The sequence below is a fragment of the Candidatus Melainabacteria bacterium genome, from assembly GCA_003963305.1.
Taxonomy (GTDB): domain Bacteria; phylum Cyanobacteriota; class Vampirovibrionia; order Obscuribacterales; family Obscuribacteraceae; genus PALSA-1081.
In genome coordinates, this window is the sequence record RXJR01000028.1 from 239000 (window position 1) to 261697 (window position 22698).

At 50.9% G+C, this 22698-nt stretch carries 16 protein-coding genes and 1 pseudogene; 7 read left to right on the plus strand and 10 right to left on the minus strand.

What is annotated here, in order from left to right; translation table 11 throughout:
* Positions 1-17 precede the first annotated feature (17 nt).
* The 3 genes from EKK48_26060 to EKK48_26070 are packed head-to-tail and all read right to left on the minus strand — an operon-like array spanning position 18 to position 6241.
* Entirely contained in the window at positions 18-1544 is a 1527-nt protein-coding gene (locus tag EKK48_26060; protein RTL36699.1) for an efflux RND transporter periplasmic adaptor subunit, read from the minus strand.
* A 3-nt stretch (positions 1545-1547) separates the two neighbouring features.
* A complete protein-coding gene (locus EKK48_26065) occupies positions 1548-4742 on the minus strand; it encodes an efflux RND transporter permease subunit (GenBank protein RTL36700.1) in 3195 nt (1064 codons plus the stop codon).
* Positions 4743-4747: 5 nt separating this feature from the next.
* Positions 4748-6241: a TolC family protein gene (locus EKK48_26070; GenBank protein RTL36701.1), complete on the minus strand. Its 1494-nt coding sequence runs from the start codon at positions 6239-6241 to the stop codon at positions 4748-4750.
* A 140-nt stretch (positions 6242-6381) separates the two neighbouring features.
* On the opposite strand from EKK48_26070, the gene EKK48_26075 reads away from it, so the two are divergent.
* Positions 6382-7077 carry a hypothetical protein gene (locus EKK48_26075; protein ID RTL36702.1) on the plus strand — a complete coding sequence of 232 codons (696 nt, stop codon included), beginning with the start codon at positions 6382-6384 and terminating at the stop codon, positions 7075-7077.
* 1 nt (position 7078) lies between these two features.
* Here EKK48_26075 and EKK48_26080 read toward each other — a convergent pair whose 3' ends face one another.
* Positions 7079-8713: a tetratricopeptide repeat protein gene (locus tag EKK48_26080; protein ID RTL36703.1), complete on the minus strand. Its 1635-nt coding sequence runs from the start codon at positions 8711-8713 to the stop codon at positions 7079-7081.
* A 151-nt stretch (positions 8714-8864) separates the two neighbouring features.
* Positions 8865-9470: a hypothetical protein gene (locus EKK48_26085; protein RTL36704.1), complete on the minus strand. Its 606-nt coding sequence runs from the start codon at positions 9468-9470 to the stop codon at positions 8865-8867.
* Between the two features lie 364 nt (positions 9471-9834).
* On the opposite strand from EKK48_26085, the gene EKK48_26090 reads away from it, so the two are divergent.
* The 4 genes from EKK48_26090 to EKK48_26105 all read left to right on the plus strand — a co-directional run bounded on the left by EKK48_26090 (position 9835) and on the right by EKK48_26105 (position 13468).
* Positions 9835-10260 (plus strand): hypothetical protein, encoded by a 426-nt coding sequence (locus EKK48_26090; GenBank protein RTL36705.1) that lies wholly within the window; start codon positions 9835-9837, stop codon positions 10258-10260.
* A gap of 52 nt (positions 10261-10312) precedes the next feature.
* The gene (locus EKK48_26095) at positions 10313-11209 is read left to right on the plus strand and encodes a hypothetical protein (protein RTL36706.1); all 897 of its coding nucleotides are present in this window, start codon (positions 10313-10315) and stop codon (positions 11207-11209) included.
* 500 nt (positions 11210-11709) lie between these two features.
* Positions 11710-12534 carry a hypothetical protein gene (locus tag EKK48_26100; protein RTL36707.1) on the plus strand — a complete coding sequence of 275 codons (825 nt, stop codon included), beginning with the start codon at positions 11710-11712 and terminating at the stop codon, positions 12532-12534.
* A 178-nt stretch (positions 12535-12712) separates the two neighbouring features.
* The gene (locus tag EKK48_26105; GenBank protein ID RTL36708.1) at positions 12713-13468 is read left to right on the plus strand and encodes a tetratricopeptide repeat protein; all 756 of its coding nucleotides are present in this window, start codon (positions 12713-12715) and stop codon (positions 13466-13468) included.
* Between the two features lie 212 nt (positions 13469-13680).
* Here the strand turns inward: EKK48_26105 and EKK48_26110 are convergent, their stop codons facing one another.
* The gene (locus EKK48_26110) at positions 13681-13953 is read right to left on the minus strand and encodes a hypothetical protein (GenBank protein ID RTL36709.1); all 273 of its coding nucleotides are present in this window, start codon (positions 13951-13953) and stop codon (positions 13681-13683) included.
* A 1531-nt stretch (positions 13954-15484) separates the two neighbouring features.
* Here EKK48_26110 and EKK48_26115 point away from each other — a divergent pair.
* Positions 15485-15667: pseudogene (locus EKK48_26115) on the plus strand (DUF4115 domain-containing protein).
* 321 nt (positions 15668-15988) lie between these two features.
* Entirely contained in the window at positions 15989-17002 is a 1014-nt protein-coding gene (locus EKK48_26120; protein RTL36710.1) for a dihydroorotase, read from the plus strand.
* A 213-nt stretch (positions 17003-17215) separates the two neighbouring features.
* On the opposite strand, the gene EKK48_26125 is transcribed toward EKK48_26120, so the two are convergent.
* From EKK48_26125 to EKK48_26140, 4 genes are all read right to left on the minus strand, one after another.
* Positions 17216-17764, minus strand: a complete 549-nt coding sequence (locus EKK48_26125; protein RTL36711.1) for a hypothetical protein — start codon at positions 17762-17764, stop codon at positions 17216-17218.
* A 106-nt stretch (positions 17765-17870) separates the two neighbouring features.
* Complete coding sequence (locus tag EKK48_26130; GenBank protein ID RTL36712.1) at positions 17871-19199, minus strand: hypothetical protein; 1329 nt, start codon at positions 19197-19199, stop codon at positions 17871-17873.
* On the minus strand, positions 19189-20865 hold the full coding sequence (locus EKK48_26135; GenBank protein ID RTL36713.1) for a glycerol-3-phosphate dehydrogenase/oxidase: 1677 nt from the start codon (positions 20863-20865) through the stop codon (positions 19189-19191). The genes EKK48_26130 and EKK48_26135 overlap by 11 nt, the downstream gene beginning before the upstream one ends.
* A 117-nt stretch (positions 20866-20982) precedes the next feature.
* Positions 20983-22665, minus strand: coding sequence for a hypothetical protein (locus EKK48_26140; protein ID RTL36714.1), 1683 nt, complete (start codon positions 22663-22665; stop codon positions 20983-20985).
* Positions 22666-22698 lie beyond the last annotated feature (33 nt).

The window sequence follows — 22698 nt, forward strand, 5'->3', positions numbered from 1 at the left end:
GGCTGGAAGTGTCGCGACTAGTGTGGCGTTAATGGCACCTTCACCGGTGGTTTGGCTGTTTGCGGCGTGGGCATTAAATTAGGAGTTTGACCATCCGGGACTTCTGTCGCGGCAGAGACATTAGCATCCTGAATTTCTTGCGGCGTTGCATTAATCGGAGTGACGAGACTCTGATTCTCTAGCTCTTCGCTGGCTTGCAGCGCTAGTACGTCTTTTGTAGTCAGGGGTCCAAAAATTTGAACATAGCCTTTCATGGTTTGACCTTTTCGCACATTGACCCACTCAACCTGCCCATTTTTGACGCGACATACAAAGGTGCTTAACGGCGTAGAAACAACAGAAGATACTGGAACAAACAGCGACTCTTCACGACTGCGTGTCGGCCAGAAGATTTTGCAGAACATGCCCGGCAGCACTTTGAAGTCGGGGTTGAAATAATTCAATTCAACAGGCATGGTTCTTGTTGCTTTGTCCAGGTCATTGCTGATTCTTGCGACCGTACCAGTAAATTTCTGACCGGGGAATGACGACACCGTAAATTTCACCTCCGACCCAACTACAACACCCGCAGTATCTCGTTCTGGAACTGGTGCGATGATACGCAGCAAGTCGATTTGCTTGACTCTGCAAATTGGTGGATAGGCACCAGTGCCATCTGGGCCAACAAAGCTGCCAACGTGCATGCGGCGTTCAGTCACATAGCCGTTGAATGGTGCCTTTATCTCCAGGTACGACGCAAAGTCGGAATAATTTTTGAAAGCATTCATCTCAGCCGTCACTTCTTCTCGACGGGCGGAGACCTCATGATCTTTGGCGTTCACGCGCTGAATTGCAGTGTTTACATCTTGTTGATCTTCTTCTACTGATTGCGACCACTGCACAACATCGTTATCAGCGATCACTCCCGGCACCAGAGACGCGGCATAGACACGCTGATAGGTAGACTGATCGGCAAGCAAACTGGCCCTCTTCTTTTTCAGATCAGCTTGCAAGTCAGCCAGTTTAGATTGCTCCGCTGCCAGATCAGCTTTTGCAGCGGCAACCCTTGCAAGTTGCTCATTTCTTCGTGCCACATATTCTGGCGCATACATCTGCACCATTCGCTGATCTTTCTGCACCACGGAGCCACGATCCACCCCAATCCACTTAACAAAACCCGGAACCTTCGGATAAATCAATACATCCTGGTAGCCCTCGATCTCGCCTGGTATCTGATCTTCACGAAAAAGCGTTCTAGCCTCGATAGGCACAACCTTTACGGCAACTGGCTTTTCGTTAACAGGTTCCGGAACTTCCTTGTTTTTCTTCCAGGCAGCTAGAAGAGAGAAATATCCAACACTGGCGATTAATAGCACGATTCCGACGAATATCAGATTCTTCGGATCAGCGATTCGCGCCACTGGGAGCTTTCTGCCGTACTGGTCGACATGAACACGTTCAGAGTGAGCAGCTTCGCCACTGTCACCCTGACCGGGCGCAGGTTTACCACCACCAGTATTGGTTATTCGATCTGATGCCAAATTATCCTGTTCTTCTTCGCTCATGCCTTAATTTCCCAAATCCTCAGGGTGAATAGATCGCGAACCAACTGGCGCCCCTGCCTGCACCATAGAAAAAACCAGCGGCAGCAGAGTTAAAACCGACAGAGTCGACATTGTCAAACCACCAATTACAGCTCGTCCAAGAGAAGCACTCTGCCCACCCGAAAGCGCCATTGGCACCATACCTGCCACCATAGCAATGGATGTCATCAAAATCGGTCGCATACGCGATTCGGCACCATGGATGGCCGCTTCCTGCGCACTCATGCCGGCGACACGATTCTCTTCAGCAAACACGACGAGCAGAATTGCGTTAGCGATGCCGACACCAACCGCCATAATCGCGCCCATGAATGACTGGACATTCAGTGTGGTGCCAGTAATAGTCAAAACAGTCAAAACTCCAAGGAAGATTGCCGGTGTGGTAGACATGACGATCAACACGACTCTGGCAGCCTGGAAGTAGGCGAGGAGCATCAATGTAATTACAACCACCGCGAGCAACAAACCCGTCAACAGGTGGAAAAATGTATCCTCGAGCAATGGCACTTGCCCCATCACATCGACAAAAACCCCTGCTGGCGGCTTACCGGCGCGCTTGACGGCTTCCTTAACAGCAGCTCCAACCCGACCAAGATCGTGCCCCGATAAATTGGCAGTCAGAGAGACCATACGCATCATGTTGTAGCGATCGTATTCACCATTTGTAGTACCGTACGTTACTTTGGCCACATCACCTATCAGAGGTCGCTGAGGACGGCGCGTTCGATTTTCGAAATACATCTGGTCAACTTTAGGATCCTTGAAAGGATCGACTTCGGCCATTTGTTCTCGACGCAAACTGGACATAGTTGGAAAACTTTCTATATCGTCTTTGGATTTGATCTGGTCTTGGGGCACTTGCACCTGCACCTGATAAGAGAATCCGCTGTTGGCATCACGCCATAAACTGAGGTTGACGAAACGGCTAGAGAAGAATGCCGGCTGCAACGACATACCTACTTCTTCAGGAGTCACCCCTAGCTGACCTGCCACTTCCCTATCTATGTCTATGTTGCAAGTTGGATAATCGAGCGGCTGACCCCACTGCAAATCGCGCAGCAAATCAATCTTCTTCATTTCCTTCAAAACTTTGTTGGCGAAAAGTTTATCGGCAGTCAAATCAGGACCAGTAATCTGAACTTTGATCGGTGTGGGAGAGCCGATATTCATAATCTGACTGACTAGATCTCCCGGCTCAAACGAGAATTCGGTATCAGGAAGCGCCTTCTTGAAACGTTTTCGCAATTTGTCTTTCAGGCTGAAGACATCGATATGCGCGTCTTCTTTCAATTCCACATCCAGAACAGCCTGATGCGGGCCACTTGTCCATAAGAAGGCGGAACTGATGGGAAACATCGGAGGTTGCTGACCAGCATAGCCCAACGTCTTCTCAACGTTCCCGGGACCAACTTCTGCTTTGATTTCTTCTATCGTCTTTAAAACCCGTTGTTCCAGCGCCTCAACACGCATGCCTGTAGGCGCGCTGATGCGCATTCGAAATTGATTACTGGCAGCCGCAGGAAACATTTCCTTGCCAATCGTCATATACAAAGTCACTACAGTACCAACTGAAACTACCAGATAGACTGCAATAATCGGCACCCTCAAAGGCATGATGAAGTGCAGCAGATGCCCGAGACCTTCCTTCAACGTATCGACAAAATCGCGAGCATGTTCTTTGTGAGACGGCTTCAGAATCCAGACGCCCATAATTGGGGTCAGAGTAGATGCCAGTGTTGTAGAGGCGATCATGGCAAAACCAACGGCCAGAGAAAGAGGAATGAACAGTTCGCGCGTGATTCCAACCATGAAAAATGACGGTATGAACACTGCCACCACGGACAACATCGCCAACAATCGAGGCACCATCGTTTCGACACAAGCATCGAAAACAGCTCTGGATAAAGGCTCGTGCCTGGCCAAATGACTGTGAATGTTCTCGATGCAGACGGTAGACTCATCTACCAGAATTCCGATAGCCAGCGCCAGACCACTCAGTGTCTGAATATTGATTGTTTGATTGCAAAGCCACAATCCAACAATCGCCGAAAGTAAGGAGAGCGGAATAGAGGCAACAACGATAAGAGTGCTTCTGAAATCGCGAAGAAACAGTAAGATCATCAGCCCCGGCAGAAGAGTGCCCAGAAGTCCCTCGTGAAAGACATCATTGATCGCTTCACGCACGTACTTGGACTGGTCGAACTCATATGAAATCGTCACGTCTTTAGGGAGCACAGCTTGCATTCGGGGCAGAGCCTTTTCCAGTGCATCGACAACCGAAACTGTAGACGCATCGGCTCTTTTGACAGCAGGAATGTAGACCGTTCGCCGCCCCTGAAACATTGCATAACCGGCGAGGATATCTGAGGAGTCGGAAATACTGCCGATATCCCGAATGAAGATCTGAGGACCATGCCCTGTGCGAACCGGCAGATAATCAAGCTGATGTATGTCAGGAAGATCTGAGTTGACAGGCGCAATACGCATGTAATCGCCTGTGCGCACGTTACCAGCCGGCAGCACCCGATTTCCACTCATAATCGCTTTGATTATTTCATCGCCGGAGATGTTGTACTGACGCATTTTATCCGCATCTACGTTGACAACAATACTGCGAATATTGCCGCCGAAAGGAGGCGGCGCCTCGGCACCAGGAACAGTGGCAAGCATCGGGCGAATTCTCGTGTATGCGAGGTCTTCCAGCTCCTTCACATCACGAGTTTGAGACGAAAGCACAAGCTGCCCAACCGGCAAACTGCCCGCGTCAAATCGAAGTACAAACGGATTATAAGTGCCATGAGGCATCAAGCTGGTGGCACGGTTGGCCATTGCAACAATCGCCGCCATGGCGCTTGCCATATCGGTATCAGGTTGAAAGTAAACCTTGATCAAGGTCAGGTTTTGAATCGACTGAGATTCGATATGCTCGATGCCCGGCACATACAAAAAGAAAAGCTCGTAGGTGGAGGTGATGTAACCTTCCATCTGCTCCGGCGACATACCACCGTAGCCCTCAATCACGTAGATAGCAGGAATCTTCAGATCTGGAAATATGTCTCGTTTCATGCTCGTCAAGGCAAGCACGGAAATAAGGCAGATGCTCAAAATCGCCGCTATCACGGTGATCGGTCGTTTCATCGCTGTAGAGACGATCCACATACTGCTTAACTTCCCTGCCTCGTTTGATTGGAGCCTTGCATCAGATCAACTAATTGAAGAAACGGGCGCAAATCTCCCTGCACATAGGAAAGAGCGAGAATAGATCTCCACACATCGATTTGAGCAATTGCATCCTCGACCTGAGCAGAGGCCAGCGCTTTCTCCGCATCTGCGAGTGACACCATATTTGTCAAGCCCGTGCTGTACCGCTTGGACACTTTAATTTCACGCACTCTGGCAGCTTCAACAAGTATCGGAGTTTCGTCGGCTACTTTCTTTGCCTGCGCAAGTTCAATACGAGCGCGAACATCTTTCTTTTCCAGAATCTGTATCGCAAGGTTGTAATCAGCCTTGGCTGCATTTTCGTTACTCCTTGCGATCTCCTTTTGAGCCTTGAGTGGAAAGTACTCCATGAACGGAAAACTGTAGCTCAGTCCAACCATGTAGTTAAACACTTGAGGCAACACCCCGCCACCGACCGGACGAATCGGATTGACACTATCGTTGCTGCCTTTTCCCCACAAGGACGCATTAAGCCAGAGGTGCGGTCTATATGCCTTGTCGAGCACCACTTCTTTGGCACGCCAACGCGATACTTCTGCAGTTTTCAGCAGGCTGAGAGGGTGCGCACTCAGATCTGTTGCAGCGTGAAAAGGCACATCAACAGTAGGATGCGAAATAATCGGATCACTGATGATATCAACATCTGCCGCCGCTGTTCCCATCTTTTCCGCTAGCTCTGCAAGCGCTACCCGCCTATCTTTCTCCGCTTTGATCAAAGCTATCTTTGCCTTCGAGACCTCATAATCCCAATCAGCAGTGTCAACAGCAGGTCTCAAACCTTGAGACACGAGCGTGCGAGCCCGAACATCGGCCGCTTTCATGTGCTCGAGCGCAGCCTGTGTAGATACAATCACTTGCTTGGCCGCAGCAGCCGTAAGAAATGCATTAGCTACATCGAAAGCCACATCGAGCTTGACCAGATTCACGTCTGCCCTCGCCGCACGCGCATCTGCGTAAGCGTAATTATCATTGGCGTGACGAAGCCCCTGGTCGATCAATAACCAGTTGAAATTCAAACCCTGCAAATTATTCTGTAACGGTCTCAGCGAGCTGCGTTGCGACGGTGGACCTGAATCGACTGGAACAGTATCAAAGCCAGAGACGTTGTTCATGACGACACTGGCGACGCGATTGCCTGTAATTTCAGACTCTTGAATATCAATGTTCAAGTTCGGCAGATACTGCGTTTTGGCAAGAGTGACTCCACCTTTGGCGGCACGCAATTTGAATTGCTTCTGTGCGATCGCGGGATAGTTTCGAAGCGCAGTATCGACAGCCTCACGCAATGTTATCGCCCTCGTGGGCGCTTGAGCTGTGAATTGAAAGTCAGGAACGGGCGTCTCTCTACCAGCAGCTCGGCAAGGCAAAACAGCCATAGCAAAATATAGAAATACTGCTATGGCAATAAGAATGTTAGTCGGGAATCCGCTTATCATGAAAAATGTATATCTTCGTTTTCGAAAGACGTTTGAAAGATAGGTAAGATAGCCAAATTGCAAACGTCCTCAGCGTAGATTATGCTAAACCGTAATCGCGCAGATTCCGTGGTTTCAATTGAAACAAAGGCTGAGCCATTTTGATCAAAACGACAGCTTACTTATTTTTAGCCACCTTAGCCATTTTGCAAACATATACACCATGTATCGCTAACGACTACGAAGAGGCGCACAAATACCAGGGCTTGAATACCTCTAACCTGTATGAGGACAATCAAAAAGCATATCGAGAGATGCGTGAACGACGTCATCGAGCCGCTGAGTATGAAGCAGATGAGAGAAGAAGAAGAGCTGAGGAAGCGGCTCAAGCGGACGATCACAAATTTCGCGACGAAGACACAGACAAAGGTTCACAAGTTGTCAGTGATGATGTGCCCTTTAAAAAACGCAAATCGGCAGTCGATGATTACAGTGGATCACAATTCAATGCACCGGATTTTTCAGGCACTGACTTTCAAAAAAGTAGTTTCGACGACCTCGATCGAGACATGCGCAAATTTGATAGCTCAAATGGTGCCGATCACTTATATATTGTCGACGAATTAGATATGCCAGGTCGTTCACTCGAAAGAGCCAGAGAAAAAGCTCGCAAAGAATTCGACGATATATCGCATAGAGATAGAGTCATGCCCGGAGCAGATTGGGCACCTTCCAAGCTGGACCCGCTTGATAACGGTGGTTTCACAACCGCCGACGACAATGGAGCACCAGTTCCTTACAAACTGAATGGACACGTCGATTGGCAAAGGCGACCAGCGTGGGAAGCTGCCGACTAACTTACAATTTGGCCGTTGCTTTGCGAACAATGTTTGAGCGCACAATTGCGGCCGCGTCATTCTCATACTGAGTTGCAGTTTGAGAGTCGCTCGATGCTCGCAAAACACGAGCGTAATCGTTCAAACAGCAGGCAGCAAGCATGCTCCTCTCACCTGCCGTTCGCGCTGTTGTTGCAAGAGCCCATGAATAGAGAACGAGAGCCTGATCGGTCTTTCCGTAACTCAGACACTGAAGGGCCAGATAATTTAGCCGCAAAGCAACTTCAGGAGTCTGGGCCGCAACAGGCACCACTGGTAGTTTGGAAACATACTCAGTGGCTGGCGGCTGACCGGCATCTCTGACCCGCTGTTCTTCACTGATCACACCGATCAGGGTTCTGGTTCGATCTGTCAGAGCTGATTTAGCACCGTATGACGATTCATAGATCACCAACGCTCGTTGAAGAAGTGGCTTTGCTTCGCTGAAATTGTTCTGCGCAAGGTAAACCGTGGCCAGACTGATCAGATCGCGCGCAACACTAGGATGGTTAGGGCCAAGCGATTTTATGTCAACCGAAACCATACGCTCATAAAAATCGATACGCTGTTGAGAGACCTGCTGATCCAGAGCCAGGTCATTGAGTGGACGATCAGGATGGATAACGTTTGAACCTGGTAAACCATTACCAAAATTTTGCCCGGCGTCCCTGTCAGCATTTACCGAAACTGAGACTGAAGACCCCTCAGGACTTGTCAAACGATTACTGCTTGCTGAACTCGACGAGGTCTCCTGCTTGTTCTTCAACTGCAGACTCGCAACTGCCTGATCCGCGAGGCGCGCAGCTACCGCTGCACTAAACGCAGAAGGAGCGACTCCTTTGCCATTACCAAACATCTTCGGATCATCTTTCAACAATTCACGCTGTACGCTCGACTCTCGCACAGCAGACTGATCGAAGTTGTTACGAAACAAATCCGTGTAATCAGCCAGAGCGTCGACAAGAAGAATGTTATTTGGCAAATCAGCTTGTACCATTAACTTGGATATAACATCGTAATAGGCTTCAGCTGCGCCTTTCAAGTCGTCAATCTTGCACAAGACTTTTCCATAGCGCAACTGCAGACTGGCATACAGATAACTGGACCTCTGATTAGCATCAGCAAGCACTTTCAATCCATCGGCAAACAGCTTCTTCGCTCGGGGATAATCGCCGTCGAAATAGGCTATATCAGCGAGATTTCCGTACGTTTCAGCGAGCAGCGCAAAATTCTCGCGAGTATTTTTCTTCAAAAGGCGAAGGGCACGCTTGTAGTTTTGATTCGCATCTTCGGCGATATCTTGCTGAACAAAAATCTCACCAAGAGCTCGATAGCAAATTATCAAATCAGCATCACTGGCATGAACGCGCTTAGCTTCCTTCAGAGCAGCCTCGAAACATGACTGCGCAACCGTCAGATGTTTCAGTTCCTGCTGTTTGCGCCCTTCCAGAAGAGCCTCACGCCAGGCGAAAGAACCATTAGCAACAACGGATTCACCAGGTTTAACAGGAGGATTTAATTTAGCCGTCTCGTCTGCCAACGCAACAAGTTGCTGACTCAGCAAAACAGATGCAGCAATCAGAAGACGAAATTTGATACCAAATGAGTTTCTAATCATGACCAGAGCACAGACCGGTTGATTTATATATGGACCACGCAACCGGATAATCTATCATACTAGTTTTCCAACTAAAAATCTGGGTGCCTTCACTGCAATGGCTTCTGGTACTGCGGGCAGTGTAAGCGGAGGGACAAACCCTTGAATTCGGCTAGAATAGTTTAGCCAGCTCCTGCATAATCTTGGCGTCCGCGGCGGTTTTAATGCCGTTTTTATGATTTTTGGTGAAGTAATCGAGATTGGTTAAATCGTTGTGCCAGTACGCGCGGGCAATGTCATTTGCCGTCGGCATCTTTCTTTCGGGGAAGTTTGCCGTAGCTAGCAACAAATCCAGGTCCAATGCTTCGCCATTCGATTTCCTGGGCCAATCGATCAGAAGTCGCCCCGAACTATCGACACTGGCACAGGTTTCATAATGGTCACGTTCTCTGGATACACGAGTTGCCCACCCTTTGAGCAGACTTTCCGGAATTTGACCGTCAAGCTCGCGGTCAGGGTGCGGAAGCAATGCCACACAACCCCACTTCGCCGATATTTCGTTAAATTGGTTGTCTCCGTTCAATTCGGCGGTCCAAAGGTGTGTTGCCTCCAGGATGAGGTCGCGAAGATGTCTAACTTGATTAACGCATGGAACGACCAGAGCTTGTCCCATCATATTAATTGCTGTATCAAAGACAATAGATGAATAGGTATTCCCGCGCGTTTTCGAACGCCTGCCGTAAGCAATCGGGACTTGGACTGCAATGGTCTCCTCCATCCGAAGCCTTGCCTGTCGCCAATGCGCTCGACTGCATTGCCAGCAAGGTTTTTCGCAGACCGGCGCGCACATCCGACTGTCCCAATACAATGATCCTACGATAAGAATGCCTGTTTTCAGATCCATATGAAATGTCCCCTGTCCGAGATCCTCTGGCTTCTTTAGCGCCACTGCGCTATTCTTACTTGGATTGATCTCGTGCTTGTCTCAGGTCATCAGAGAATACGCCACCTTTTTCAATCAGTCAGTCCACCACTTTTGAGAATAACTCATATCACAAATGACTAAACTAATTATTGCGGCGTCACTAGCATTACTTTTTGACTCTGCATTTGGATTTTGCAGTTTTGCGGCGGCGCCCAATATGCCGCTAACAAGCAATGAAGTAAAAAACGCAAAAGGATGTTTGCCGAGTCTTGCCGATCCACCTGATGATATGGTGCAATTTAAAAACGGGAAGTTTAGCTCGAAAGATTATCCATTTGCCGAAATTCGTGCAACCGCATTTGGTGTACTAAACGGATCACAAGTAGCCGTCGCCGAAGTTTGCTGGAATACGGGCGGCAGCGGTAACTGGGAAGTCGTCGAACTATTCAGAAGAAAAAACGGGCACGTAGTCGGTGACAAAGTTTACTGGCCTGAGAATTTGCCCGATGGCGGCACAATGGTTGGTCGAATAGAGATAAAGAACAACAAAATATATCTCTATGGAGAAGCACCGATGGAAAACCGCAAAATCAAGAAACCCAAAATCATCAATGTTTCTGCATTCACGGATTTTCGGAAGTAGAATTGCTGCAAGTCACTGTGACTTGTTTTTACGGGCACTGGAGCAATATTAAATGAAACAGCGCACGGAACCGGACACAAGAATATTTGCCATTCTTGCTCGACAATCGTCGCTCGCAACAATCTTTCGTCGCGGTCCACATGACCACGTGCAGCTGATTTTATGGGACAGAAGAAATGACACCTTTCAACCTGGACAATGGTTTAGAGGCAGAATATATGAGCGCCGATGTGATTTGTCGCCTTCAGGCAAGTACCTTATTTATTTTGCAACTAATTTTAATCCCGAAGCAAATCGCGACAATTACTATGCCTGGACTGCAGTAAGTAAGACACCTTACCTCAGCGCATTGCTTCTCTGGCCGAAAAAGAGCACCTGGGGCGGTGGCGGGTTATTCCGAGAAGAGAAGGAAATTCTGCTCAATCACAACGAAATCGAAATGCAACTCGGCACGCGGTGGCTAAAACCGAAGTCGATTACCGTTCGCCAAATAGCACCCTGGGCAGGCGGAGGGGAAGACAATCCGATTTTAGAAGAACGCTTGAGTCGTGATGGATGGAAGCTGGTACAACCAAGCAATGATTATGAGACGGTTGAGAATATGCAAATTCCATTCGAGACACCAATCACAATCGCCAAGCCAATCCCGATTTCCTCAACAGTAAAATACAGCTTAGAATGGATTTGGCTTGGAATGAAGGAACTGAACGGTCCGTGGTGGGTAACTCAGTTCATCGTCCGAAACGAAAACGGCAAATCCGTTCTCAATCTAGGTCGATGTGATTGGGCAGACGTAGATCTAAATGGCGATGTATTATTCGCAGACTCAGGAAAACTTTTCAGATTGGGGAAAGGACAGTTCGACCTTGAAGCGGCAAAAGAACTCATAGATTTGCGTAACTCCAAATTTGAGCGCATAACTGTACCGGCAGAAGCCCAAAGATGGTAGTAAAACTGGGACAATCATTAATGTCTTAGCGGCACAGTTAAGGAGCGGGGCCGGAGTAACTGCACGCCCTGCATTTAACGAGTTTGTTCTCTATGACCCAATCGCAAGCTGAGACACATGTCAACGACGATCGTTTCTTAGAATTCGGAACAGATACGACTAAAGGAATTTCCATCAACTGCTCACAGAGCGAACATCTCATCACAGCAAACTTCTCAGAGACCGAAAGAAGAGGTCCATGGTGTTTGCTGCTACAGAATTCTGGAAAGAAATCGTCCAACATTCGGTTAAAACCAAACCAATAGCGCTGCGATCATAGATTATACGGGCAACTTAAACTCCGCGATATGCAGGATTTTTCGTTTTACGTCGGTTTTACAGGCTGTCAAGTAAAGTCGTTGCGTTAGAACATTTACTAGCCGCCTTCGAATTGAACCAAGCAAGCCGTACAAAACGGCGTATAGCTTGACGTCAAATCGTGCCTTGAGGAGTTAATCGAAATGTCCCATTCCCACCATGAGCATGACATCGCGAGAAAAGTCGGTCACGATCTAACTCACCATCATCATCACGAAGCCGTGCAGCATCTCATGAAAGAGTTCCACAGCCACGACTCAAAAGAATTCAATCACCTGTTGAAGAATATCCAGAAGTCACTTCATGGACATCACGATTTATCCGTAGAGCGCCACAACGGCAAGATCACGCACATCAACTTCGACCATCACGACATCTATGGCGGTCATGCACACGACAAGAAGCATTCCAAAGATGCTGAGAGAACAGGAAATACAAAAGACGCAGGACATTCGAAACACGCTGAGAAGAATGCTGAGACCCACGATCCCAAGCATTCGAAACATGCTGAGAAGAGTGCTGAGACCCACGATCCCAAACATTCGAAACACGCCGAGAAGAATGCTGAGACCCACGATCCCAAACATTCAAAACACGCTGAGAAGAGTGCTGAGACCCACGATCCGAGGCATCACAAGTATGGTCCGAAGCCTGAACATAAGGCTCCCGCACCGCACGCAGGACAACCAGGCGAAGGACAGGTAGAGTCGCAGGCACGTGGCTCCACAGAAGCCAGAAACGCCACTCCGGTTAAAGATCAACAACAGCTAAAGGATGACACCGCACGACACAGGCAAGAGCACGAGAAAGCAAAGAAAGAACATGTCGAAGAAAAACCCCTGACCGAACAGCAACAACATGTCAAAGGACTGTTAGAAAAACACCTTGGTCATCCAATTGATAGACCGCAATTCGAAGCTTACATGGATCGCGCCAGACGACAACATGCAGAGAAGAGTGCACACTAACAATCTGGCGCTAATTAGGCTGAGATGAATATCAACCCTGAGTATTGATGCTGAGAGGTTTTACACCAATTTTATAGAACGCCAGCTAGTCTGCAGTTGTAATCAGCTTACTGAGAGCACTCTGCAAATAGCAGATAGGATTTACAACCGGATTTTACGACAGAACAAAGGATTGACCGTGATTGATACACAACAAAATTCCGAATATTATGTCAGAAGAAGCTGCGCGTTCGGGGTTCTTGGCGAACCGGAGCGCACCATTGCCGACTGCGACAAGGCACTGACACTCAATCCTAGCAGTGCAGTCGCGTACTTCAACAAAGGTAGAGCACATTACGAACTTGATCAGTGCGAGCACGCACTTGCAAGTTTCACCTCCGCCATTCGAATCAACCCTGAGTTCAGTCAAGCTTATAACGCACGTGGCGTTGTTTACGCACAATTGCAACAAGACAAACTGGCGCTGAGTGATTTCGACGAAGCCATAAGACTCGAGCCAACCACATCATTGGCATATGCAAACCGGGCCAACTTATATTTCCGTCAGAACAGACTTGAACGAGCGTTGCGCGACATGAACCACGCGGTCCGGATCACACACTCGACACAAGCACACTCAACGAGAGCGGTAATTCTCAATCGACTTAATCTACACGATCAGGCTCTGGATGACTGCGATCGCGCTATCGAACTGGACCCCGTTAACTACGATGCATATTTCGAACGTGGACGCTCATTTATGCACCTGCAAAGATTCGATGACGCAATTGAAGATCTGAGTTTCTACATTGAACACAATCCGAAAAGCGCCAATGGCTACTTCATCAGATCATACGCATACAGATGCATGAAGAAGGCGCGAGAATGCCAGCAAGATCTCGCAACGGCGATCAGCCTCAATCCCTCACTTTCAAATCTGTTGATGATCAATTAGTTGTTCTGCAGTTAGTTATTCTGATGATCTTGCGTCGACACCGATAGATTATCGCTAATTGATCGCGTCCAAAAGATGGGCGACAGATCATCGCCGTTTTGCGTTGATTTCCTGCTAAATTAACCAGCGCCTTTAGCCAGAAAAGCAGAACGCATGACCTTTATCATGCGTTCGACAGAATTACTGATTCGCAACTGTTACAGATTAGAGCTTTAGCGATGAGCTGCAGTATAGACGGATGGTGTTTCCCATTCAGACATTCCTGCTGGCTTCGACTTCAAACGATTTGTCAAAGCAATTACCTGATTTTGTGTTGCAGCATCGCTTCCATAATGCCCCCACAAATCGACAATGCGAGTACCTTTTGGACAAACAATGTCAGTTTGGCAAGCTCGACGTAGCGCGATCAGTAAAATCGCACCGCCACCGACGACAATGAAAAAGGCTCCATCAAAAAATGGCACTTGCATAAATATTGTATTCATCAACCCTCCTCAAAGAATGCACATACACAGCAGGCAGCTCAGTAGCGAACTCGCCCTAAGACTCTGTATTTTCGAAAGACTTGGAGACGCCTGGGCGAAATTCAGATGTCGGAATTTCATCACCCACGGTTGTCATGATGTCCATTCACTCGTAAAATGCCCGTCAAATCCGGGTGTAGAACTACGCAATTAAGTCAGAGTAAATTTCGCACACCATATTAGGCGAAGGTTGTATAGAAAGGTTGGCACCATATCCAGTGCAGAAGAAACCAGCTGAAGGAAACACGGAACACAACCTAAATATTGAATTGAACGCACCTTCGTAGTCTTCCCACCACGTTTAACAGACGTTTTATAACGTTGTCAGTAATCTCTCAACACAAGATGGTCGAGAACTGAATGGGTCTGCCACTGGCGCCAGAGAAATCTCAACTCTACCAATGATTCTAAAAAGAGAGGAAATAGCATGGGTTCATTCCAAGTCTTTCGAGCAGGGGCCGAGGCATTAGCTGAATCACAACTGGGGATCAAGGCTGCAGCAACTCTCAGTGAAGCGGCAACAACGGCGAGCAGATTTCTTAGCGAAGCATATCCATCAGCAAAAGGAATGATTGCTAAAGCAAGTGACATGTTCAGGAGTCCTCAGACAGCTTCTTCTCTGAGCCTTGAGGGTGCTGGGGAGATGACTGCCGCTGAGAGAGCCGCGACACCCGGTGGAAAAGCCTATCAGAAAGCTTTCGAAGCGTATGAGAGAGAGAGAGCAATTGGCTTCAATGGCACCAGAGACCTGATAAATCAAACGAGAACACCCGCAAACGGCTTCGATGCATTATCAAGACAGGTCGAAAAGCTTCAAGGCATTGGCTTATCGAGCGGAGGAAGTGAGTTACCGCGTTCCCTTGAAGGCATACGAAAATCGTTTCAACCGGTCGCCGCAAATTTGGAACTGGGCTCGGCACGCTCTGCAAATTTGCACAGCTTTGTTCCGGGAGAATCTGGTCTGGCCACCAGGATACAACCATCCACTTTAAGATATCCACCAATCGAAACGCAAGTCGTAGGCACTACAACTGCACGCGCAGAAAAGGTGACAGCAGCTGCACGCACAGAGCAGACAACAGTCGCAGCTCAGGAAGCCGAAAGTGGAACCGGCACAACTGAAGCGGTGGCAAAAGTCCGCTCACGCCGAAGAGGTTCTAAGGTCAATACCGAAACTCCGGCGAATGGCGAAGCACCCGCAGGCAAAGAAGCGGTAGAAGCCACCACTTCAGGACGGCGAACAAGCTCACGAAGAACGTCAAAGGTTTCTGAAACGGCTGAGGAAAATGCCGGAGACAAGAAGCTCAATAACGACATGAAGAAACCGACAGCTGATGTTCCTTCTGAGCAAGGGATGCCCGGAGCAAGATCTCAATCATCTCTTAGGCAGGAGAAAAACGGTTATGATGAAGTCGTCCAAAACCGTGCTAGAGCCAGAGACCAAATTGAGCAAGCATTTCAACCAAGTCGGCCGAAAGCAGAAGCAAGAGTAGAACCAGTAAAAGCTGAAGCTCCTAAACCAGAACCAGCAAAAGTTGAAGCTCCCGTAAAGCCAGAACCAGCTAAAGCTGAAGCTCCCGTAAAGCCAGAACCAGCTAAAGCTGAAGCTCCCGTAAAGCCAGAACCAGCTAAAGCTGAAGCTCCTAAACCAGAACCAGCTAAAGCTGACGCTCCTGCCACGGTCGACGAGACTGCAACAGTAGCGGAAGTCGTCGAAGGTGAAGCCACCGGACCCGCAGGACAGAATCTGAACAGAGCTGCTCGTCGCAAGTTGGACCGCGCGGCAAGACACGACCGCAGGAGAGGCCCTTCGCCTCAAGAACAAGAGGCAAGGGACTACCAAAGAGCATAGTCTAGAGTCCAATTCACCTCCAACACCAAAAAGCACCGGTCCAGGCACTGAAATTCAGTACCTGGACCGCGAGCCTCATCTACTTTTTCCAAGAGTCTATAATGCTGTTCGGGCAGAATCGAACTTCTAAACAGCAGGTTCAGAGTGAAAAGTATAGTAATCAATAAAGCAAGTGACATGCATGTTCATCTTCGACAGAATGAGATGCTTCACAACGTTTTACCGCACACGGCACTGCAGTGCTCAAGAGCACTTGTGATGCCAAATACGATACCACCGGTATTGACATCAGATGATGTTGCAAATTATCGCCAAGCAATCATGAAGAACCTACGCAGCGGAGAAGATTTCACTCCCTTGATGACATTCAAGGTATCGCCAACAACTGCTGCATCGTCTATCAAAGAGTTGAAACAACAGGGAGCGGTTGCAGGCAAACTATACCCAGAGGGTGTCACTACAAATTCAGAAGGCGGCGTCACAGACTTCGAAGCACTCTATCCCGTCTACGAAGCAATGCAGAATGAAGGGCTCGTCCTCTGCCTGCATGGAGAGATGCCTGGTGTTTTCTCACTAGACCGAGAAACTAGCTTCCTGGCAGTTTTGGAGGACATCGTTAGTTCGTTCCCAGATCTGAGAATTGTGCTGGAACATGCAACCACCGCAGCCGCCATTCAGTGCGTCGAATCCATGCCTGAGAATGTCGCTGCAACTTTGACAGTCCATCACTTATATCTGACCTTAGATGACGTAATTGGCGACAGACTAAATCCGCACGTATTTTGCAAACCAATTGCAAAACGTCCAGAAGATCGAGCCGCACTGGTCGCAGCAGCGATGAGCGGCAAATCGAAATTCTTTCTGGGATCTGACAGTGCACCACATCAAATTTCGGCAAAGGAATGTGCATGCGGAGCGGCAGGCGTCTATACCGCGCCTGTGCTGTTACCAGCATTGTGCGAATTGTTTGACCGACACAACAAGTTGGAGTTTCTTGAGTCATTCACATCCGGCTTCGCGACTGATTTTTATAAGCTTGCCGAAGAAACTCAAAAAATCGAATTAGTTGAAGAGAGATGGACTGTTCCTGAAGAATATCAAGGCGTTAAACCATTTCTGGCAGGAACCGAACTTAAATGGAAAGTCGCAGACCGCTAGCATAATAACCTTCATGCCAGCGAACCTCCACCACGTGAACAATCATGCACGACAGCAATAGAAGTAGACCGGTCGTCTACCAATTGCAAGAAAAAAAATGTTCCCGGACTTAGCGTTGGGAAACTGCGACAAGAGAGATCCGTTCGTTAGACCAGAGGCGCCACAGTAACTGCGGCGCCTCTGAAATTTTTCCTCCAGTTTCGACATATGCCACTATTGATCGGCGTCCAGTCTGACGGTCCGAAACAAGGGCAACTCACGCTCATGCTGCCAACCCCAACTGTCGCAGAGCGCCAAGTAAACCAGACTCGCCAGCACCCACGCGATTATCGAAAAAAGCATGACAGATCCAAGGGGCGCGAAGCCGAACCACCAGGCGACGAGCGCCGGCAGTCCAACGACCATCGACCAGGGAATGAACTCCGCCAGAAAGGCAGTCAGCCTGGAGCCGCACACAGCCTCTTCCAAAAGCGCATGAACACAGCGATGAAAAGCATTTCCCCGGGGCAATACAATCCTGTAACGGAAGCTGAGCTTGTAAGCATCAACCATGTCATTCCAGCACAAGAACACGATCTCCAGCACGACATACAGAAGGAGAATTATCTGCGCCTGCAGCAGAAAGAGAATCCCATTCACCGGAACAGGAGCAGCCAGGCGAAGGAAAACCAGCGTGGTCAGCGCACCCATAGCGACAGCGCTGCGGACCAACGGACGTGAAAAAATGGCGCAGAGAGACTTGAGCGTAAGAAGGTTGGACATGGTTCGTTCCTTCAATTTGCTAGTTGACGTAAACCATCGATGTCTTGCAGATCAGCCGACGCAGATCACGAATGCGTCCGCGCCGGCTGAGTGCATGCTTGTCTTCTCAGTTCCAGAAATTCTCGCCTTCGATACGCCGCAAAATCGGCGTGTATACGAACGGTCGAGCACCGCTGTGAGCTTTCTGGAAGCCAGTGACGAAGCTGTTTTGACGTGCCCGGAAACGATGAACGTCTCCGTGCATGTGGAAGATCACGAAGAGAAAGGTGCCTTCGCTATTGGTGTTGAACTGACCACTTAGCGTGCTCACTCCGAGATCAGTTTCTGGCAGCGTCCCGGTTTTACCCACGACGGAGCCCGCTTGACCGACTGCACTAAAACGCCCTCTCAGCGTTCCATCATCGACCCCGGCGACAGCCAATAAGTCGGTGAAGGACAGTTGGTGCGCCTTGAGTTCAGCTTCGAACGCCTGCAGAATCTTCATCATCGCTTGCGGCGAAAGACGATTGACGAAAAGTCCGCTGGTCGAAGCAAGCTGAACTTCAGAAGCATCAATGCCGATGGACTCGATCAAGAACGTTCTCAGTGCAGCTGGACCACCTAGCATCGCGCCGAAGCGCTCAGCCATATTGTTGTCAGAGTGGCACAGCATAATCTTGAGTATGTCCTTGAGCGGCGGGGCGTTATGAGTCGCCAGCAAAGCAGCCGTCGCAGGTGGAGCATCGACTTTCACCGATCCCTTGATCGCCACTTCTGGAGTGCCGTCGGGCAAGAGACCGCTCTCGCTTCGGAGACCAGGCGTCTTGTGGTGCGGGTCGAGTGTCGCCATCAACTTTTCTCCTGCGGCCGCACCGGTGCTATGCAGATCCATGGAGAACTCAGGAGACACGATGAGATTGCCTTTGACCGATGTTATGCCCATACGGGCAAGCAGCCTGGCCAGCTGACGACCCTGCTTTTCACCAAAGAGCATATAGCGACCGCTGACGTAGAGGTTGCCGTGAAGGGCACCGTCGGCATTGATGGTACCGTCGGTACTGACTTCGGTAGTGAACCGGTAGTCCGGTCCCCACGTGCGCACTGCCCACAATGCAGTAGGCACTTTGACATTCGAAGCAGGATTGAAGAGACTCGTAGTGTTGTTGGAAACTACAACGTTGCCGGTGCTTTCCTGAACGACCATGATCCCTTCAAGCGAGCTTGATGCGAGAGTGCTCCCGGTGTCACTCCTGGTGTCACGCCTGGTGACGCGTAAGGTGTGACGTCCTGGCACTCTTCTGATGTTTGCCCCGACCGCCGCATGTGGCCGGGCAATCACACTGCGGTGGTGGGGTCTGAAGGCACGACCTTGAGCATCTGTTGAAAGAAACGCTGTTATGCACAACAACGCCGCTGTCAACGCCAGGCGGGCCCACTTTCGAGTTCTATCCGTCATGGCTTTGGTCCCGCGTGAATTTTTCCAGCTCAGCGAGCCGTTCGGCTTCAGTCCAGCCTAGCTCCGCAGCCATCACGTGGGATACCGGCTCAGCAGATTCAAGAGCCGCTTGCCTGTCCGTGATAGTGAGCCGAATTCGCCTGGAAAGAACATCCTCGATCGTTCGCGCCGCCTCTGCCCGGACAGCGTAAACAACCTGAGCGAGAATGTAAGGATGCTCTGGACTGATAAGTTGACCTAGCGATTGATCGTCAATCACCAGCCTGAGCACATGAGCAGTTGCTGCACCGTACACGGTAGGCAGATATGCTCCCGTCCAATCCTTCAGATTTGTCCAGAAGGCGGCTTCACGGAACTTTTTCACCTTGGACGTGACGTCGTCGGTCAAATTCCAACCGCCGAGCATAATGCGGTCGGTCTGGCATTGAGCAAATTCGCGCTCAGGGCTGGACCTGCGCATGACTTTGCAAACAAGATCGACTGTGTCGCGAGCCATCACTCGCGCTGTCGTCAGCTTGCCGCCGGCGATTACAATCAGTCCATCCGCAGCTTCCTCCAGATGATGACTGCGAGCCAGCTCCGCCGTCAATTCAGGAGCGTTACGAGGCCGCACCAGCGGGCGCAAACCTGCAAACGCGCCAGTAACGTCGGCGAGAGTAAGCTTCAGCTCCGGGAACATGGCGTTGGCAGCATCGAGGCAATACTGCTGTTCCGAAGGTTCAGCACGCAGATTCTCGAGGTCGCCATCGTATTTGGTGTCGGTCGTTCCGATGATGACCGAGTGATACCACGGAACGGCAAAGCAGAAGCGCTTGTCGTGCGGGGAGGGCAGAATCATGGCGCAGTCGAGAGGCAAGCGCTCCCTGCTGACCGTGAGATGCACTCCTTTAGCCGGAACGACAACAGTCGAAGACTGACCGCCTGAGAGTTCAGTCGTTTGCTGCGACCAGACACCCGTAGCGTTAATGACGGTCCGAGCATTCAACCGCACCACATCAGCATTCGAACCGCCCAGTGAATCGACGACATCGACTCCGCACACTCGACCGTTCTCGTAGTGATAGCCGCTCACACGCGCATAGTTCAGGGCAATTCCGCCAGCGGCGCACGCTGCTTTCAGCACCTCGAGCGTATGTCTGGAATCGTCCGTGCGGCAATCGCCGTAAACCAGACCACCGATGAGGCGCTCTTGACGCACACCGGGGCAGGCCTTGAGCACTTCCGCAACGCTCATGCGTTTGTGGGCGTGAGGATTGCCGAGACCAGCCATGAGGTCATAGATCCACAGCCCGATCTTGATCCGGAGATTTCGAAAAGGCTGGTCTGCATATAGCGGAATCACAAAAGGCAGATTCCACACCATATGCGGTGCCAGGCGTGACAGAAGGTCCCGCTCACGAACCGATTCGAGCGTAACGCCGAATTGGTAGTTTTGCAGATACCGCAGTCCGCCGTGCACCAGTTTCGTTGATTTGCTGCTTGTGCCTGAGGCGAAATCGTCCTTCTCGACAAGAATTGCCGACAAGCCTCGACTGGCAAGGTCAAGCAGAACGCTGGCGCCCGTGATACCACCGCCGATGACAACTGCATCGAAAGTGCAACCTCGGAATTTTGCCAGGTCTAGCCGTTCAAGTGCGACTTGCACCATGGTCAACATCTCCATCATTGCAAAAAGCCCCCGGGGTCGAAACTCCGGGGGCAGTCTTGAGAATGCTGTCTCAGCCAGACAGCCAGATCAGATCGTCACCGATTTGACCTGACCGTCAGCCGAGCCGCACCACCATCACCTGGTCGACGAACCTGCCGCCTCCTTGCGCGCGAGTTCCAGGAACTTCGGCCAGTTGATCACGCCAAAGCCGGTCGGAACACCGAGCAGATCACTCGGCTGAACCGAGTAGTCGCCGTTGTCGCCGGGTTCGGTCACCTGGTTGAAGATGCCGTTGCGCGCATTGCGATAGACAAATCCGAGCATATCCGGAAGCGGCTTGGGCAGCGCCGCCTGGATCATGCACAGCTTGATGAAGATCGTCGGCGCCGCGCTGCTGGTGCCGCCGACAGTGCTGGCCGTGCCGTCCTCGTTGTAGATGAGCGGGCCTGTCGCCGGAGCCGCGTTGTCGGCGATCGTCGAGGAGATGTGCCCCGGCTTCTTGGTCGACTTGGAGATGAAGACACTCGGATCGAGTCCGAGCGACAGCTCCTCCGGCGTCACCGGGAAGACAGCCGAAACGCCACCGCCGGTGGCGCCGCCGAACGGCATGTCATTCCACACCTTCTCACCGGTCACTTTCTTGCCCGTAGAGTCAAAAATGAGCTCCACGCCCGCAGCGCCGATCATGCCCGCAACGCAAGAAGGAGCATCCGGCGTGGCCGCCCGAGTCTTGTCCTTCGAGCCATCGTCACCGGTGGCGGCGGTAACGAACATGCCACGCAGTCGAGCCGCCTTGAGGGTGCGCTCCCAGCGACGCAGCGACTGCTGGGTGTTGTGCACCTCGGCCATGCCCCACGAGATCGAGACGCCCATGAGCGGCTGAAGAACACCGTTCACTTCAGCGCCCTTGAACGCCACGGCCGCTTCCAGACACTGAGCAAACGAATCATCGTCGTTCGGAGCGCGGAAGACGACGCAGACGCCGTTGGGATTGAGCAGAGCCTGGTCCTGCATGTCGAGCTTGTTTTCGACAGTGGCGCCGTCATCGGGATCGCCATCGATCGTGGCGCCGTTCACGGGCACCCCGACGATCTTGGTCACAGCGATGCCGGCCTTGCCCGCGGCGATCTTGAGCCCGCCCTGCATCTTCTCGCCGTTGTCGCCGTCGAGGCTGATGTAGCCGCCGACCACAGGTGTCTTGTCCATCTCCTCGACCGGGAAGCCCTGAGCCCGAGCGATATCGCGGGCGGTGCCATGATTGGTCCGTCCGGCGCGCGGCTGAAGCGTCGGCTCCAGCAGGCGGTAGCGCGTCTTCGCGACCCGACGAGTGTCGAGGCCGAAGATGCCTTCGATGGGAAGGTCGGCGCGCGCGTTGATCTCGCCTGCACGAGCGAAGAACATGCGCCCCTTCTTGTCGCGATTGTGCGACAGCTTCAGACCCGGAAGGAACTTGCGAGCCGCGGCATAGGTGCCGGAGACGCGCACGATGCCGTGGCTGATGTCAGCGTCGGTGCGAGGCAGCACAGTCAGCCCAGCCACCTTGACCGCCTCGACGATCTGCTCGATGTGCGCGACGTCAGCGCCGGTGACCGCTTCCAGCTCGGCGACCGAAAGAGGTGCGCGGGCGCCGCTCGCCACTTCGTCGAGGAGCTTCTGCACGGCTGCTTCAGAAGCGACCATCGGCGCCTGGATCGAGAACTTGACCCGCTTGCAGCCGTGAAGTTCGTCCTTGACGACATCGCAATCGCGCGGCGCAAGTTTCTGCGAGCCCGGAATGGGAGCGAACTGGAAGGGGGAAGTGTTCCGTTTGGTAGACATGGTTACACACTTTCTGAGGCTGTTTTGCCTCGG